16 protein-coding genes are annotated in these 15,179 nt (G+C 56.5%); 13 read left to right on the forward strand and 3 right to left on the reverse strand.

Translation table 11 applies throughout. The features are described from left to right. Nucleotides 1-127: 127 nt before the first annotated feature. From QMG40_RS06205 to QMG40_RS06255, 10 genes are all read left to right on the forward strand, one after another. Nucleotides 128-673, forward strand: a complete 546-nt coding sequence (locus QMG40_RS06205; protein ID WP_349361605.1) for an Asp23/Gls24 family envelope stress response protein — start codon at nucleotides 128-130, stop codon at nucleotides 671-673. Further along, nucleotides 670-861 (forward strand): hypothetical protein, encoded by a 192-nt coding sequence (locus QMG40_RS06210; protein ID WP_283529112.1) that lies wholly within the window; start codon nucleotides 670-672, stop codon nucleotides 859-861. Before QMG40_RS06205 ends, QMG40_RS06210 begins: the two co-directional genes overlap by 4 nt. Then, nucleotides 858-1,232 (forward strand): hypothetical protein, encoded by a 375-nt coding sequence (locus QMG40_RS06215; RefSeq protein ID WP_283529113.1) that lies wholly within the window; start codon nucleotides 858-860, stop codon nucleotides 1,230-1,232. Before QMG40_RS06210 ends, QMG40_RS06215 begins: the two co-directional genes overlap by 4 nt. Beyond that, entirely contained in the window at nucleotides 1,229-1,849 is a 621-nt protein-coding gene (locus tag QMG40_RS06220; RefSeq protein WP_283529116.1) for an Asp23/Gls24 family envelope stress response protein, read from the forward strand. Before QMG40_RS06215 ends, QMG40_RS06220 begins: the two co-directional genes overlap by 4 nt. Beyond that, nucleotides 1,846-2,466 (forward strand): hypothetical protein, encoded by a 621-nt coding sequence (locus QMG40_RS06225; protein WP_283529118.1) that lies wholly within the window; start codon nucleotides 1,846-1,848, stop codon nucleotides 2,464-2,466. The genes QMG40_RS06220 and QMG40_RS06225 overlap by 4 nt, the downstream gene beginning before the upstream one ends. Before the next feature lie 68 nt (nucleotides 2,467-2,534). Beyond that, nucleotides 2,535-2,798: a CsbD family protein gene (locus tag QMG40_RS06230; RefSeq protein ID WP_283529120.1), complete on the forward strand. Its 264-nt coding sequence runs from the start codon at nucleotides 2,535-2,537 to the stop codon at nucleotides 2,796-2,798. A 286-nt stretch (nucleotides 2,799-3,084) separates the two neighbouring features. After that, entirely contained in the window at nucleotides 3,085-4,374 is a 1,290-nt protein-coding gene (locus tag QMG40_RS06235) for an ABC transporter substrate-binding protein (protein WP_283529123.1), read from the forward strand. A 150-nt stretch (nucleotides 4,375-4,524) separates the two neighbouring features. Then, entirely contained in the window at nucleotides 4,525-5,556 is a 1,032-nt protein-coding gene (locus tag QMG40_RS06240; RefSeq protein WP_283529125.1) for a carbohydrate ABC transporter permease, read from the forward strand. Between the two features lie 8 nt (nucleotides 5,557-5,564). After that, on the forward strand, nucleotides 5,565-6,443 hold the full coding sequence (locus tag QMG40_RS06245; RefSeq protein ID WP_459252968.1) for a carbohydrate ABC transporter permease: 879 nt from the start codon (nucleotides 5,565-5,567) through the stop codon (nucleotides 6,441-6,443). A gap of 387 nt (nucleotides 6,444-6,830) precedes the next feature. After that, nucleotides 6,831-7,847, forward strand: coding sequence for a LacI family DNA-binding transcriptional regulator (locus tag QMG40_RS06255; RefSeq protein WP_283529131.1), 1,017 nt, complete (start codon nucleotides 6,831-6,833; stop codon nucleotides 7,845-7,847). 28 nt (nucleotides 7,848-7,875) lie between these two features. Here the strand turns inward: QMG40_RS06255 and QMG40_RS06260 are convergent, their stop codons facing one another. Next, on the reverse strand, nucleotides 7,876-8,715 hold the full coding sequence (locus tag QMG40_RS06260; RefSeq protein WP_283529133.1) for a hypothetical protein: 840 nt from the start codon (nucleotides 8,713-8,715) through the stop codon (nucleotides 7,876-7,878). 3 nt (nucleotides 8,716-8,718) lie between these two features. Continuing rightward, on the reverse strand, nucleotides 8,719-9,522 hold the full coding sequence (locus tag QMG40_RS06265; protein ID WP_283529135.1) for an exodeoxyribonuclease III: 804 nt from the start codon (nucleotides 9,520-9,522) through the stop codon (nucleotides 8,719-8,721). A 654-nt stretch (nucleotides 9,523-10,176) separates the two neighbouring features. Here QMG40_RS06265 and QMG40_RS06270 point away from each other — a divergent pair. From QMG40_RS06270 to QMG40_RS06280, 3 genes are all read left to right on the forward strand, one after another. Beyond that, nucleotides 10,177-11,439: a quaternary amine ABC transporter ATP-binding protein gene (locus QMG40_RS06270; RefSeq protein ID WP_283530118.1), complete on the forward strand. Its 1,263-nt coding sequence runs from the start codon at nucleotides 10,177-10,179 to the stop codon at nucleotides 11,437-11,439. Continuing rightward, nucleotides 11,439-12,293, forward strand: coding sequence for an ABC transporter permease (locus QMG40_RS06275; RefSeq protein WP_283529137.1), 855 nt, complete (start codon nucleotides 11,439-11,441; stop codon nucleotides 12,291-12,293). Before QMG40_RS06270 ends, QMG40_RS06275 begins: the two co-directional genes overlap by 1 nt. Nucleotides 12,294-12,368: 75 nt before the next feature. After that, on the forward strand, nucleotides 12,369-13,259 hold the full coding sequence (locus QMG40_RS06280; RefSeq protein WP_283529139.1) for a glycine betaine ABC transporter substrate-binding protein: 891 nt from the start codon (nucleotides 12,369-12,371) through the stop codon (nucleotides 13,257-13,259). A gap of 119 nt (nucleotides 13,260-13,378) precedes the next feature. Here the strand turns inward: QMG40_RS06280 and QMG40_RS06285 are convergent, their stop codons facing one another. Further along, the gene (locus QMG40_RS06285; RefSeq protein WP_283529141.1) at nucleotides 13,379-15,142 is read right to left on the reverse strand and encodes an AMP-binding protein; all 1,764 of its coding nucleotides are present in this window, start codon (nucleotides 15,140-15,142) and stop codon (nucleotides 13,379-13,381) included. Between the last annotated feature and the right edge of the window lie 37 nt (nucleotides 15,143-15,179).

Raw genomic sequence — 15,179 nt, forward strand, 5'->3', positions numbered from 1 at the left:
ACCCCGAGAAATCGGGGTCTTTCTCGTTTAACCTGCCAGGTTCTTTCGGGGGTTAGCTCTCCCGGCGTTGCCCCTTAAGTAAGCGGTGCATAGGCTTACCGTAAGAGGAACAGAAAAGGACCCGTTAATGGACGCGCACAACCAGGCTTCATATTCTTCAAGCACAGCCAACCCGGAGGGCACCCAGGGCCGCACCACTATTGCCGAGGCAGCGGTGGCCAAGGTGGTGGGCGTGGCCGTTCGCGGTGTGGCGGGTGTCCATGCGGTGGGTTCCGGTGCGTCCCGCTCCCTTGGCGCGATTCGCGAGGTTGTGGGGGCAACGGATCTAACCCAAGGTGTTCGTGTGGAGGTGGGTGAATCTGAAGTTGCTGTGGATATTGTTTTGCTGGCAGAGTACGGCTATCCACTGCAGGCCCTCGCCGACACGGTTCGTCGAGCCGTTTATGCCGCAGTGCAGGAGCTGGTGGGGCGCAGCGTCATTGAGGTGAATATTGAGATCACTGACGTGTTCATTCCGGCCTCTGAGTCCGAGAAGTCTGTTCAGCGTCCGCGCTTAGCGGGACGTTTGGGCGCGCTGGACGTACAGCCGCCCGCGCCAAATTCAGCGGCGATCCTGCCACCGGCGTCAACCAAGAACCGCAACAATCCAATGGAAACCGGGGAACAGCTGTGAATCTCAGCGTAGTCTGCGCCGCATTCGGCGCGTTTTTAGCATTTATGGCGTTTGCTTTTGGTTTTTGGGGCTTCCTGATTTCAGTTATCTTTATTGTTGTTGGAGCATTCGTGGGCCGCGCGGCCAGCGGTCAGCTTGATTGGCGCGGTGCCTTGGATGCGCTCACCGGACGGCGCTCGTCCTCGTGACTGAAGACCTCACCAAACCTACTGAATTTGCCGGGCACAACCGGATAAGCACCCAGGCGCTAACCTCGCTGGCCAAAGTTGCCGCAGCCGAAGTGCTTGCTGTAGCACCAGCCCAGGTGCGGGTGGAGTTCTCCGACGACGCCGGTTCGCTGGCTCTGTCTATCTCCTCGGCCATGGGTGCCCCCTCCTTGAATGATGTGCGGGGCAATCGGGACCGGATAACTCAAAGCGGCGGCAGTATTTTAGTTCGGGCAAAGGCTGCCAAGGCCAGCATCATGGCTGAGGTTGAGCGTTTGAGTGGATCACACGTTAGCCGTGTCAATGTGCGAATTTCAGGTTTGGTCACTCGCAGTGACGGGCGAGTCCTGTGAGTGAAGCCAGGCAGGAGAAGTCTGGATTCAGCGGCGAGAAACTAAACGACTACACGCGGCGAGTGCTGGGGCGTGAGACTCACTCGGCACGCTCTGGCGTGGCTGTTGTGGCGGCAATTTTGGTTACAGCAGTGGCGCTGTACTTCATGCTTGAAATGATCCTGGCAGGGCTGGGTCAACCTGCCTGGATAGCGCACCCGATCGACGCCGCCCGACGCGCAGCCGAGCTGCCGGGGGCCACCCCGCGGGTCCTGCTAGGTGCTGCGGGGGTGCTTATTATCCTGAGCGGTTTGATTTTTTTGGCGCATGGGCTGCTCCCGGGGCGTCGGGCACGGCATGTGATTCTCAACAGCAAAGTAGCGATTGTGGTGGATGACGAGGTCATAGCCTCCGCCCTTGCTAGGTGCGCTCGCGTGGCGGCAGGTGTGACTCGTGAGCAGGTCATGGTGGTGGTTTCGGCTCGCCTGGTGCAGGTTAGCATCCGGCCCACATCCGGGATTCACCTCTCTGAGAATGCTATTGCGGCTGCCGTTGAGGCACAGGTCGCGGACATGGGGCTAAGCCCTTCCCCGGCCGTGAGCGTGAAGCTGGCCGTGAGCGGGGTGGTCGGGGTATGAACGGAACTCCTCGAGCCTTAAACCGCCTCCTATTGACTGTGCTTGGGTTGTTCCTTGCGCTGGTAGGTGCGGGGGCGATCCTGCTTGCCGCAGTACCGTCAGCGGCCCGGTGGTGGCGGGGCTGGGCGGGTGGTCAGGTGGACGCGGTGGCGAGGTATGCGGAGCGAACGCGGCTGCTGGGAACGTCGGAGAGCTGGATTTGGTTTGCCGGGGCAGCCATCTTCTTGTTGGTGGTAATTGTGATGGTTTCTTGGATCGCGAACCAGGGCAAGGGCAGGGCCGGCACTCTGTATGACAATGGCGGCAACGGGGACGACGACGGTGCCGCCGGTTCGGTCAGGCTTAGCTGTGCGGTGGCCGAGCAGGCGCTCAAAAGCGCACTTTTGGAACGTACCGACGTGTTTGGTGTTTCTGTGACGAGTTATGACTTCCGCAAACGAACGGCACTGAGGGTTCGTGTACTCCCCCGTCAAGGCGTTGCGCCACAAGAAATTGCAGCAGAAATTACCGAACTGGTGAGCATCCTTGAGGAACTACTGGGCCTTGAAGTCCCGGTGCTGCTCAGCATCGGCTCCGGGGCAAGGTCACGCTTCACTAAAGCCGAACGAGTCCGCTAGTCTCGATTTATCATCAACCTTGGGCGTAGAGCGCCTCGGGTCCGCAGCGGCACACGATGGAGGGCATCATGACTGAGAGCAATACTGAAAAGACGGGTGGCGAAGCCATGGATAAGGCCAAGGATTTCGCCGCGGACGCAGTTGGAAACGCCAAGGAATTTGCTGGGGATGCCGGTGAAAACATCAAAGAATTCACCGAAGATGCTGTTGAGAACGTAAAGGAATTTGCAGGAGACGCTGCGGAGAACGTAAAGGAATTTGCTGGGGATGCAGCTGAGCATGCCAAGGGCCTTGGGGCCAAGATTTCCGGTCTGTTCAAGCACAATAAGTAGTCTGCTGGACAAAAGTCCAGCAAGGGCGGCGGCTATCCCAGGGGTAGAAGCCGCCCTTATTTCTGTCTAAAGCGCCGCCTAGGGGCGTCCAGCGCGGCCATGGGCGCACCGTGGCGAATCTGGCGCGGGCTCCCGGGCCCATATTCTTGTATGGAAACGAAATGGTAAAGAAAAGGTGTAAGCGCTTGCACTATATGCCCGCTTGTAACTAGTGTGAGGTTCACCACTGGCGCGATCCGTCCAAAAGGATGCAGCGTATGGAGATTTTCACTTTAGGAGAATGAGCATGGGAACCAAGATTTCAAAGTTGTATATGCCACTGGCGGCTGCTGCGGTGTTCGCCATGACACTTTCCGCTTGTGGCGGGGGCACCGGAGGGGGGACCAGCGGCGGCAACGGCGCCGCCTCAGAGAACCTTGATGGCCGAGGTCCCATCACCTACGTGCAGGGAAAGGACAACTCCGACGTGGTGCGCCCGCTCATTGAAAAGTGGAACGCTGCGCACAAAGACGAGCAAGTTAAATTCAAGGAACAGTCTGATAACGCCGATCAGCAGCATGATGACTTGGTAAAAAACTTTCAAGCAAAAAACGCTGATTACGACGTGGCCAGCGTTGACGTGATTTGGACGGCAGAGTTTGCGGCCAAAGGCTGGCTGCAACCCTTGTCAGACGCCATGAAGGTAAGTACTGATGGCATGCTTGAGGCCACAGTGAAAACAGGAACCTACAAGGACGTGCTCTACACGCTCCCGCAGACCTCCGACGGTGGCATGCTTTATTACCGGAAAGACTTGGTACCCACCCCACCCAAAACTTGGGAAGAAATGATGGGCATGTGCTCCATCGCCAAGGAAAAAGGCATCGATTGCTACGCCGGTCAGTTCGCCCAGTACGAGGGCCTAACAGTCAACGTCGCTGAAGCCATCAACAGCGAAGGCGGGAAGATTGTGGATAAAGATGGCAAATCCACAGTAAATTCCCCAGAGGCAAAAGCTGGGCTGCAAAACTTGGTTAAGGCTTACAAGGATGGGGATATCCCCAAGCAGGCTCTGACCTACCAGGAAGAGCAGGGTCGCCAGTCATTTGAAGCTGGCAAGCTAATGTTCCTGCGCAACTGGCCCTATGTTTATAATCTTGCCAAAACAGACGGCTCCTCCACAATCAAGGACACCTTTGGTGTTGCGCCGCTGCCGGGCAAGGATGGCCCAGGCGCTTCCACCCTTGGTGGACACAATCTGGGAGTCAGTGTGTACTCCAAGAACAAAGCCACTGCTAAAGACTTCCTAGAATTCATGACGTCGGAAGAAACCCAAAAGTTCTACGCCACGCAGGGATCCATGGCACCGGTGCTCGGTTCCTTGTACGACGATGCGGAACTCATTGCCAAGCTGCCGTACTTGCCAGTTTTGAAGACCTCGATTGAAAATGCTGTGCCCCGTCCGGTAACTCCGTTCTACCCGGCTGTTACTCAGGCAATCCAACAGAACAGTTTCGCGGCTCTGCAAGGTAGCAAAACCGTGGAGCAGGCGTTGATGGATATGGAAGCAGCCATCAACACCACCACATCCAAGTAGCCGGTGGCGGTACTCGCACCAGTGTGAGAGCGAAAACAAGGGTGCCGAACCGCTAGTAACGGGTGGTGCTGCTGAGGCTGAGAATAGCCAAAACGCGCACCACCCGTTGTTGACGTTGCACATCAATCGAGGATTATGAAAGGGGCCGGCATGTCCACAAATGTAGACCCGCAAGCCAAACCTGGTAAGGCGCCAACGGGGCCGAGCGCCAAAAGTGAAGTAGGCGCGGATCGCAAGGAAAAGACCCAAGGGCGGACAGCGACGCTGCTGATTGTCCCAACACTAGTTGTTTTGGCAATCGTCATCTTGTATCCAGTGATCAACGCCATCATTATGTCGCTGCAACAAGATGAGGGTCTGGACCCGGTTACGGGCACATTTGTGGCTGGCGGCTTTGCCGGCCTGACAAATTACATTCACTGGTTGTTCCAGCAGTGCACCGGCCCCAGCGGCGACGCACTAAGTTGCCCCCCTGGCACTTTGGGTGCGCAGTTTTGGTCAGCGACCGGAGTAACGTTCTTTTTCACCGTGGTAACGGTGTTTTTTGAAACCATTCTTGGTTTTTGGATGGCATTGATTATGGCCCGCACTTTCCGGGGCCGCAGTGTGCTGCGTGCGGCAGTTCTTGTCCCGTGGGCTATCCCGACAGCTGTCACAGCAAAGCTGTGGTTCTTTATCTTTGCCTTTGATGGGATTGCCAACACGCTCTTCAACACCTCGATCCTATGGACAGGAAGTGAAGGCCCCGCACGGACTGCGATCATTATCGCCGACGTGTGGAAGACAACACCATTCATGGCACTGCTGATTTTGGCGGGTTTGCAAATGATCCCGTCGGACATCTACGAGGCTGCAAAAGTGGATGGTGCTTCCACCTGGCAAAGATTCCGGTTGATCACACTGCCCTTGGTGAAACCAGCTCTCATGGTCGCCATCTTGTTCCGCGTCCTGGATGCGCTGCGTATGTACGATCTACCGGCGATCATGACAGGAGGGGCAAATGGCACCACAACGCTCTCCATTTTGGTTGTCAATCAAATCCGGATTGGTTTTAATTCGGCGGCCGCCCTGTCAACAATTACGTTCTTGATTATTTTTATTGTGGCGTTCATTTTTGTTCGGTTCCTCGGTGCAAACGCAGTTGAATCAGCCAGTGGCGGAGCTAAGGAGAAGCTGAAATGAGCACGGTTATGCAAACTCAAAGCGAACATACCGCCGCGGCCAAGACTGTTGCCCGGAGACGCGCACGATGGGCTAGCTCACGAACATACATCAGTGCCGTAGTTATAGTGATCTGGTGCCTGCTACCGTTTTATTGGATGGTAGTCACCGCTTTTCGCGAAGTTGGGTACACCTTCGATCCAACACCGTTCTTTACCCATGTCACGTGGGACAACTTTGCCACGGCCTTTTCTGCCGAGATGGGCAACCACTTGGATAGGGCGCTGCTAAACTCCCTCTTCATCTCAAGTGTCACCACTGCGGTTGCTTTGCTTTTTGGGGTGTTTGCGGCTTATGCCTTGGCCAGGCTGAAATTTCGCGGGAAGTTTCTTGTATTGGGAGTTGTGCTCGGGGCTTCTATGTTCCCGGGCGTGGCAATCGTGACACCTTTGTTCCAGCTGTTTACAAATATCAACTGGATGGGCACATATCAAGCGTTGATCATCCCGAACATTTCTTTTGTCCTCCCACTAACCGTCTATACACTGACATCTTTCTTCCGTGAGATGCCGTGGGAGTTGGAAGAAGCCGCCCGCATTGATGGCTGTTCAGCCGGGCAGGCCTTCCGCAAGGTCATTATGCCGCTGGCGGCTCCGGCAGTATTTACCACTGCTATCCTGGCGTTCATCGCAGCCTGGAACGAGTACCTGATTGCCAGTATTCTCTCCAGCGACGCCACCCAGACCGTGACAGTAGCTATCGCCAGTTTTGCTGGTTCCCAGCCTCACCAGGAACCTTATACGGCCGTGATGGCCGCAGGAACTGTTGTGACCATTCCGCTGGTGATTTTGGTGTTGATCTTCCAGCGCAAGATCGTCGCGGGGCTCACAGCAGGGGCGGTGAAATAAAGAATGCGAAAACAAACGGAAAAAACCAATAGTTTGCACATTCCCACAACCAAGCAAAAAAGTGCTGAAGACTTTGACATCATCATCGGTTTCCTGGGTTTTTGGGCAGTAGTACTCTTCGCAGTGACGGTATGGCTGGAACTCACCGGAGAACCAGCATTGATTTGGGCGATAGGGTTATTGCTTGTTTGCTTGGGTCTTTGGGGCATGATCCGGCTTCGTAAGAAACTGCCCCAGAGGCGGAGTAGACGCCCTCAGTAGCTCCAGATGTCAGACTCTGTTCTCATAGCCTGCACTGCCGTTCCCGGTTTGGGCGAGCCGCCAAGGTGATTGCCAAGCCAGTGCCACCTTGGCAATGACTGAGGAAATAGAGAGGAAGACACAGGCATGAGAGTCAGTATCGACGACGTTGCCGAGCGTGCGGAGGTTTCAACCGCAACAGTCTCACGCGCCCTCCGTGGTCTGCCTAAAGTCCATCCGACCACACGGGCACGAGTGTTGGCCGTGGCCAAAGAGATGGGTTATGTAGCATCTCCGTCAGCCACCAGATTGGCCACAGGTCAGATGAAAACGGTGGGAGTCCTGGTCCCGTTCATTGACCGCTGGTACTTTGCACGTGCGCTGGAAGGGATTGATCAAGAACTGCGCGAGCACGGCTTCAACTTGATGCTGTTTAGTTTGGGCGGCTACATGCATGGCCAGCAGCGCAGGTTTACTGAACAAATGGTGCGCAAGCAGATCGATGCGTTGGTAGTCCTTTGCTTGGGGTTATCCGCCACGGAGCTTGGGGAGCTGCAACGAACCCACGTTCCGACAGTGTCTGTTGGTGGTCCAGTGGAGGGCTGTCAAGGGATACATATTGATGATGCGGCGGCGGCCGCTGCCGCTACCCAACACCTCATCGATTTAGGTCATCGCAAGATCGGGCACCTGCGTGGCGGTATCAATGATGAAAAGAACTTCGTAGTTCCTACTCTACGGTCGGCGGCCTTCGAAGCCACCATGCTCAGGGCGGGACTTGAGCTGCGCCCGGAATGGAATGTCGTTGGCGACTACACGGTTGGTGAGGGTGTGGCAGCGGCCGCCCGACTCTTTGATTTGCCCGGGGAAGCGCCAACTGCTATCTTCTGTGGCTCCGACGAGATGGCCTTGGGTTTGATGTTTGAGGCGCAACGGCGGGGTATCAGAATTCCGGAGGATCTGTCCGTGGTGGGCATTGATGACCACGATTTTGCTGGGCCGGCGGGCCTGTCAACCATCGGACAAAAACCAGCTGACCATGGGAGGCTGGCTGCAAAGATGTTACTGGCGGAAGTAAGTGGAAAAATTGACTCCATACGCGCAGAATTCATGCCGTTTAGCCTCATCAAGCGCGGATCGACGGCTCCATGGCAGGAGCCCTGATAGCGGCAGGGGCTCAAAACACGCAGCGCTAGTTGGCCCGTGCAAGCTGCCGTATGGGCATCCAGCGGTTCGCGAGCCTGCGGTATGCTGCGGCTGCACCAGTGAAATCGCCGTCGGCCAGGCAGGCCAAGCCCATGTGTACGTCGGCCGGTGAATCGTCAGGGTGCACACGGTTAGCCACCGGACCATAGTCCAACTCCACGGCGCCGCTGGAAAAACCGCTCAGCCAGCTGCCCAAGTTCTCAAGCTCGGTGTACAGGTCAAGATCCGGAGCCATTTGGGCGAGCATCTCCAGAGTGCGCTCAACGCGGCCCACGGCGGTAGCCAACGGAACCTGGATGCGCACCGTGAGGATCCGCCCGTTCAGTTCCACAACTTCCATGCGGTCATTGGCATATACCAGGATGAACCAACTGAACGGGATACCCCAGGTCGATGAGCGTGTCTGCAAGGGCATCTGCAACGGCGACGAACTTGACGCCCGGGCAAGCTCAAGCGCCCATTGTTCCTCGGAGAGAACCAAGGCAGCCAGCTGGGCCATATTTCCGGAGAATAATTCGCTTGAGCCCAAAACCGATCGGGCCAGGAGCTGGTTGGGCGCGTAAAGAAGCGGTGTGCCTTCGCCCATAGTTAGGACACGGACCCGATCTTCTGAAATTCGCGGAAGCGGGTTGGGGTGCGCCCGGCTTACTCTAGCCAGCGAATCCGTCAGCTCATTAGTGTCGGTGCTGATGGCATGTGCCTCGGAGTGCATCAGCCCCTCCAATGACGCAAACTCCGCTGCACCATAGGCTTCGCGTGGCAAGTAGACGCGCAGGTTGGAGATGAAGGGGAGTTGTGTGCCGCCCAGGTACAGCCCACCCGTCATGGGCTAGCCCAATTCCACAATGACAGGTGCGTGGTCGGAAGCGCCCTTGCCCTTGCGTTCCTCGCGGTCAATTTCAGCGGCGGTGACGCGCGCGGCAAATGCTGGTGAGCCCAGAACGAAGTCAATGCGCATACCTTCGCGTTTTGGGAAGCGAAGTTGGGTGTAGTCCCAGTAGGTGTAAACGCCCGGCCCAGGGTTTAGCGGCCGGACAACGTCGGTAAAGCCCGCCGTTTCGAAGGCAGTGAACGCAGCTCGTTCGGGTTCACTAACGTGGGTGAGGCCTTGGTTACGGAAGAAATCGATGTCCCAGACGTCGTCGTCCTGGGGTGCAATGTTCCAGTCACCTGTGAGCGCGATCTGGGCATTGGGGTCCTGAGCAAGCCAGCCCGCAGCCTGATTTTTTAGCTCGTCAAGCCACCCCAGCTTGTAAGGCATGTGTTCATCATCGAGTGCACGGCCGTTGGGCACATAGAGGCTCCAAATCCGAACTCCGTTGCAGGTAGCGCCAATGGCCCGTGCCTCCTGCACGGGATCCTTGCCACCCTTCCCAAAAGTGGGTTGATTGGAAAAGGTGCGTTCAACGTCCTCCAGGCCAACACGGGAAGCAATAGCTACCCCGTTCCATTGGCTAAAACCAAAATGCGCTACTTCATAGCCATTGCTTTCAAATAGTTCCCATGGGAAGTTCTCGTCTTTGCATTTAGTCTCCTGAATGGTGAGCACGTCGGCATTGGTTCGGCGCAACCAATCCTCCACACGGTCGGCACGGGCACGCAGGGAGTTCACATTCCAAGTAGCAATCTTCACGTCTTCAAGCTATCAAGTTAACGTGGACAAAGCGTGCGGCAATCGCCTACGGCATGCGGGAACTGTGGGCAGGGACACGCTAAAAGCAGTCGTGAACAGTGCCAACTGTTGCTGTTAGTTACGAAAGCGTAACTCTTGCACAGCCGCATCAGCGCGCCAAAAATTCTATATTGTAGCCCCTCGCCGTCACCATTAATCGCGCATTTCCGCTCTTAGCGAAATCGCCTTTGTTATCGTTTAAGGTGAACCAGTAGACCGACAAGCCTGCAGGCAACTGCCGCTGCTTTGCGCCAGATGAGGCATCATCTTCGCAAGGTATTGGGGCAGCCTGACATGAGTCGCTGAACTGGCGGTAGGGATAGCCTCCCGATTTCAGTCCTTATTTACAGGGCGAGACCGTCTTTCCTCACAGCCCCGATCGGGGTGAGTGGGGAATCGAAGAGTTTGACGAACGTCAGCGCCTGCAGCACGAGATCACTAATCGCAGTGTTCAGCTGCCCATCATAAAGGTGGGTTTCGAACCGCTGTGTAGACGGGTACTACGTGTACGAATCCAAACAGAATGACGCGCAGCAACAAAGCGTCCCTTCGACACTTGAAGGCAGTGCAGCTGCGAAAAACACTGCAGGGGAAGCGTCCGGAAATGACGTTGCACTGAGCGTCAAGAATGTTTACAAGGTCTTCGGCAAGCGACCAGCCGAAGTTGTCAAGCGCCTTAAAGCTGGCAAGAAGCGCGATGAACTGACAGGGCTAGGCACAGCCGCAGTCATCGATGCATCATTCGAGGTTAAAAAGGGCGAGATCTTTGTTGTCATGGGCCTCTCGGGCTCAGGCAAGTCAACGCTGATCCGTACGCTGAATGGACTGTGGGCGCCCACTGAGGGTTCCGTGGACATCGGTGGGATAGATATTTCCAAGATTAGCGATAAAGAATTACGCCGTGTACGTCAGCAAAAGATCTCCATGGTCTTCCAGCACTTCGCGCTGATGCCGCACCGAACTGTGGTTGATAATGCCGCATATGCCTTGGAAGTACAGGGCGTAGCCAAATCAGAACGGTTCGCTCGTGCCGAGAAGATCCTGTCTTTGGTAGGGCTTGAGGGGTGGGGTGCGAAGTACCCGGGCGAGCTTTCCGGTGGCATGCAGCAGCGCGTTGGCCTCGCCCGTGCACTCTGCGCCGAGACCGATATTTTGTTGATGGATGAGGCCTTCTCGGCGCTGGACCCGCTTATTCGCCGCGAGATGCAGGAACAGCTGGTGCTGCTCCAGTCCGAGCTGGATAAAACAATTGTTTTCATCACCCACGACCTCAACGAGGCCATGTTCTTAGGTGATCGGATCGCTGTCATGCGTGACGGTGAGATTGTCCAGATCGGCACGCCCGATGAAATTCTGACAAGCCCGGCCAACGATTACGTGGCCCAGTTTGTGCAGGATGTGGACCGTACTCGCGTGCTAACGGCAGGGGGTGTGATGGAAGCGCCACTGGCAGTGGTAAACCTTTCCGGAGGACCCCGCAACGCGCTGCGAACCATGCGAGACCGCCAAGTCTCTGCAGCGTTCGTTGTGGACCGTCGCGGCATGTTCCATGGCGTGGTGCGCGACCGCGACGTAATGGCATTGGTGGAAAAGCGCGGAACTGACCTCGTGTCCGCCGTGCGCAACGGCATCGATCCGGTTAGCCCCGACACAGCCTTGAACGATCTTTTTGGCCGTGCAGTTGAGAGCCCCATCCCGTTGCCCGTAGTGGACGACGCCGGACGGCTAGTAGGTGCCTTGCCGAGAGTTACGCTCCTGGCAGCGTTGGGCAACGTGCCATCCACCACCAGCGAATTTCCCGTTGTGGACGGCGGCCTTGCACCCATCCCGGAACAAATTGTCACAGCTGCACTGGCCCAGACCGAAGGAGACGCGTAGTGGAACCGAAGTTTAGGATCCCCCTGGGCGACTGGGTTGAAGTAGGCCTTGACTGGCTAATAGTCACCCTTGACAGCTTTTTCTCCGTGGTGCGCAGCATTTTGGTTGGCGCCTACGACGGGCTCGAGTGGGTACTCTCAGCACCGCCCTACTGGGCAGTCATTCTGATTTTCGCTGCAATCGCGTGGTGGGCCAGCGGCTGGAAGCTTGGTGTTGGGACAGTAATTGGCTTTGCCGTCATTGTTGGGGTCAATCAGTGGCAGAACGCCATGGACTCCTTAGCGCTGGTGGTGATCGCCACTGTGGTTGCCATTGTTATCAGCATCCCTCTCGGTATCTGGGCTGCCCGCTCTAACAGGGCTTCCTCCATCATTCGACCGATTCTGGACTTCATGCAGACCATGCCGGCCATGGTCTACCTGATTCCGGCTCTGGTGATGTTCCGGGTGGGCGTTGTGCCAGGTATTGTGGCAACAATCATTTTCTCGATGGCCCCCGGGGTTCGGTTTACCGAACTGGGCATTCGAGGAGTGGACAAGGAAGTAGTTGAAGCGGGGCACGCCTTTGGTTCCAGCCCAAGCAAAATACTGCGCCAAATCCAGTTGCCTCTAGCCCGGCCCACCATCATGGCCGGTGTCAACCAGGTCATCATGCTTTCACTTTCCATGGTGGTCATTGCCGGCATGGTCGGTGCCGGTGGTCTTGGTGGAGACGTAGTAGCCAGCTTGAGCAGGATCGATGCCGGGCTTGGCTTTGAAGCCGGAATTGCGGTTGTCATCTTGGCTATATTCCTTGACCGTGTGACATCAAGTTTTGGCACCAGTTCAGAAATTGGCCGCGGCAAGACCGCCTGAGGGCACAAGAAAAACTAATTTTACAAACCAATCGCGGCGGCAGGAAATAAGTGCCGCCAATGAAAGGAATGAACCATGAACAAGAAATTTATGGGATTTGCTGCCATTGCAGCAACCTTGGCGCTAGGTCTGAGCGCCTGTGGCTCCGGAAACGAAGCGGCAACTCTGGAAAACGGTGACAAGAAGGACGTCACCATCGCCGTCTTCAACGGCTGGGATGAGGGCATTGCCGCCTCAGAACTGTGGAAGGCAATTCTTGATGAGAAGGGTTATGACGTCAAGTTGCAAAACGCCGACGTTGCCCCGGTCTTCTCGGGCCTGTCCACCGGTGACTACGATCTGACCCTGGACACTTGGCTGCCGGTTACCCACGCAGACCTCCTGAAGGAATACGGTGACAAGATCGCCGAGCTGGGTCAGTGGAACTCAGAGGCATCACTGACAATCGCAGTGAATGAGGACGCACCCATTGATTCACTGGATGAGCTGGCCGCAAACGCCGACAAATTCGGCAACAAAATTGTTGGCATTGAGCCGGCAGCTGGTTTGACCAAGGCCACCACCGAGAAAGTCATCCCCGGTTATGGCCTGGAGAAGATGGAATACATCACCTCCTCCACACCGGCCATGCTCTCCGAGCTGAAGACGGCCACCACCAAGGGCGAGAACATTGTTGTCACCCTGTGGCGCCCGCACTGGGCCTATGACGCGTTCCCGATCAAGGACCTGAAGGACCCCAAGGGAACCTTGGGTGACGCTGAGGGTATCTACGGCTACTCACGTCTTGACTTCGACACGGATTACCCAAAACTTAACGGTTGGTTGAAGGACTTCAAAATGGATTCCGAGAAGCTGTACTCTTTGGAAAACGCCATGTTCAACGGCGAAAAGAAGGATGATTACACCGAGGCAGTGAAGACCTGGATGGGCGAGAACCAGGATTACGTGGACTCACTGACTGCGTAATAGCCCTCCACCCCAACCCTCCTGCAGTTTAGGTCGGGTTTTACAGAACGCTCCTTCACGGAAGTGAAGGAGCGTTCTGTTTTTTCCTACGTAAAGTGAGCGAGCGTCGGTTGGTGGGGTTAGTTTGCTGGGAAGTCAGACTCCAAATATTCCCGCCCCGGACCGGACTCCACAGCTGTCTCCGGCCGCAGCGCCTGTGAAGCGCCGCTGCCGTGGCGCGCTTCTTCATTGGCGCGCAATTCCACTCGGCGGATCTTTCCAGAAATGGTTTTCGGCAGATCCGCAAACTCCAACCTGCGGATCCGTTTGTACACGGGGAGGTGCTCGCGGCAGTAGGCGAAGATCTCTCTGGCTGTCTCCTCGCCTGGCTGGTAGGCAGCCGTGAGCACCACGTAGGCTTTGGGCACGCTCAACCGTAGTTCATCCGGTGAGGGAACAACGGCGGCTTCGGCTACGGCGGGGTGTTCCAGCAGCACACTTTCCAGCTCGAACGGGGAGAGCCGGTAATCGGAGGACTTGAACACATCATCACTGCGGCCAACATAGGTCAGAATCCCGTTTTCATCCCGGCTGGCTACATCGCCCGTGTGGTAATAACCGCCCCTGAACGCTTCTGCCGTTTTCTCCGGGTCCCCAAAATAGCCTTTGGTGAGTCCCACCGGGGCGGGGTTCAGGCGCAAGCACAGCTCGCCGTCGTCCGCTTCCTCGCCAGTAAACAGGTCCACCAAAACCACGTCGTAGCCGGGCAGCGGACGCCCCATGGAACCGATCTTCACCGGCTGTCCCGGGGTGTTAGCGACCTGTACCGTGGTCTCTGTCTGGCCAAAACCGTCGCGGATGAGCTGTCCCCAGGCACGTTCAACTTGGCCGATGACCTCGGCATTTAGCGGCTCACCAGCGGAAACAACTTTGGTGGGCGGGTGCTTCAGGAGTGTGAGGTCTGCTTGGATGAGCATCCGCCAAACTGTGGGAGGAGCGCAGAAACTAGTGACGTGTTCCTTGTCCATTTGATCCATGAGCGCCGCGGCGTCGAAACGCGAATAGTTGTAAACAAATACACAAGCCTCTGCGATCCAGGGTGTGAAAACGTTTGACCAGGCGTGCTTGGCCCAGCCCGGTGAAGCGACGTTCAGGTGAACATCGCCGGGTTCCAGGCCGATCCAGAACATGGTGGACAGATGGCCCACAGGGTAGGAAGTGTGGGTGTGTTCAACGAGCTTGGCCTTGGAGGTGGTCCCGGAAGTGAAGTACAGCAGCATGGTTTCATCCGCCAGAGTGGGGGCGTCAGGGGTAAATTCCTCCGGTGCCGTTGCTGATCCCGCATAGTCCAGGACGGGCCTGTTAGCGGCTGTGGCACTGTCAGCACCAGAGGCGTTAGTGCCGATGCAGAAAAGGGTGTAATCACCAGGGACATCCGCAAATTTGGCGGCGTCCTCGGCACGGGCCCCCACCCATCGAGCCTTGCCGCGATCAACGCGGTCACGCAAGTCCATTGGTCCCATCATGGTGGTGGTGGGGATCATGACTACGCCGAGTTTGATGCAGGCGAGCATTAGTTCCCAGAGCTGGACTTGGTTGCCCAGCATGATGATCATGTGGTCTCCACGGCGAATTCCCTGGTGCCGGAGCCAGTTAGCTACCTGATTGGAACGGGTGGATAGCTCCTTGAAGCTGCGACGAGTGGAGGATCCATCCTGTTCCACAATGACCAGCGCCGGGTTATTGCCGGTGGCCGGGTCCTCAGCGATTTTATCGATCCAGTCGAGTGCGAAATTGAATTCGGTGAATCGTGGCCAAACAAATTCGCGTTGTGCACGATCATTGTCCAGACGCATTTCCAATAGTTTATTTCGGGCCGCACGGAACTCTTCAGTGACGTTCATGGTGTCTACCTTTCGGCGTCGTTGCCGGTGTTTGATT

This window comes from Arthrobacter antibioticus (genome assembly GCF_030063205.1).
In the GTDB taxonomy this organism is placed as follows: Bacteria; Actinomycetota; Actinomycetes; order Actinomycetales; family Micrococcaceae; genus Specibacter.

What these genes read in the sequence shown, in the direction of transcription:
- QMG40_RS06205 (WP_349361605.1), top strand. Translation starts at nt 128, where the DNA reads ATGGACGCGCACAACCAGGCTTCATATTCTTCAAGCACAGCCAACCCG.
- QMG40_RS06225 (WP_283529118.1), top strand. Translation starts at nt 1,846, where the DNA reads ATGAACGGAACTCCTCGAGCCTTAAACCGCCTCCTATTGACTGTGCTT.
- QMG40_RS06230 (WP_283529120.1), top strand. Translation starts at nt 2,535, where the DNA reads ATGACTGAGAGCAATACTGAAAAGACGGGTGGCGAAGCCATGGATAAG.
- QMG40_RS06235 (WP_283529123.1), top strand. Translation starts at nt 3,085, where the DNA reads ATGGGAACCAAGATTTCAAAGTTGTATATGCCACTGGCGGCTGCTGCG.
- QMG40_RS06240 (WP_283529125.1), top strand. Translation starts at nt 4,525, where the DNA reads ATGTCCACAAATGTAGACCCGCAAGCCAAACCTGGTAAGGCGCCAACG.
- QMG40_RS06245 (WP_459252968.1), top strand. Translation starts at nt 5,565, where the DNA reads ATGCAAACTCAAAGCGAACATACCGCCGCGGCCAAGACTGTTGCCCGG.
- QMG40_RS06255 (WP_283529131.1), top strand. Translation starts at nt 6,831, where the DNA reads ATGAGAGTCAGTATCGACGACGTTGCCGAGCGTGCGGAGGTTTCAACC.
- QMG40_RS06260 (WP_283529133.1), bottom strand. Translation starts at nt 8,715, where the DNA reads ATGACGGGTGGGCTGTACCTGGGCGGCACACAACTCCCCTTCATCTCC.
- QMG40_RS06280 (WP_283529139.1), top strand. Translation starts at nt 12,369, where the DNA reads ATGAACAAGAAATTTATGGGATTTGCTGCCATTGCAGCAACCTTGGCG.
- QMG40_RS06285 (WP_283529141.1), bottom strand. Translation starts at nt 15,142, where the DNA reads ATGAACGTCACTGAAGAGTTCCGTGCGGCCCGAAATAAACTATTGGAA.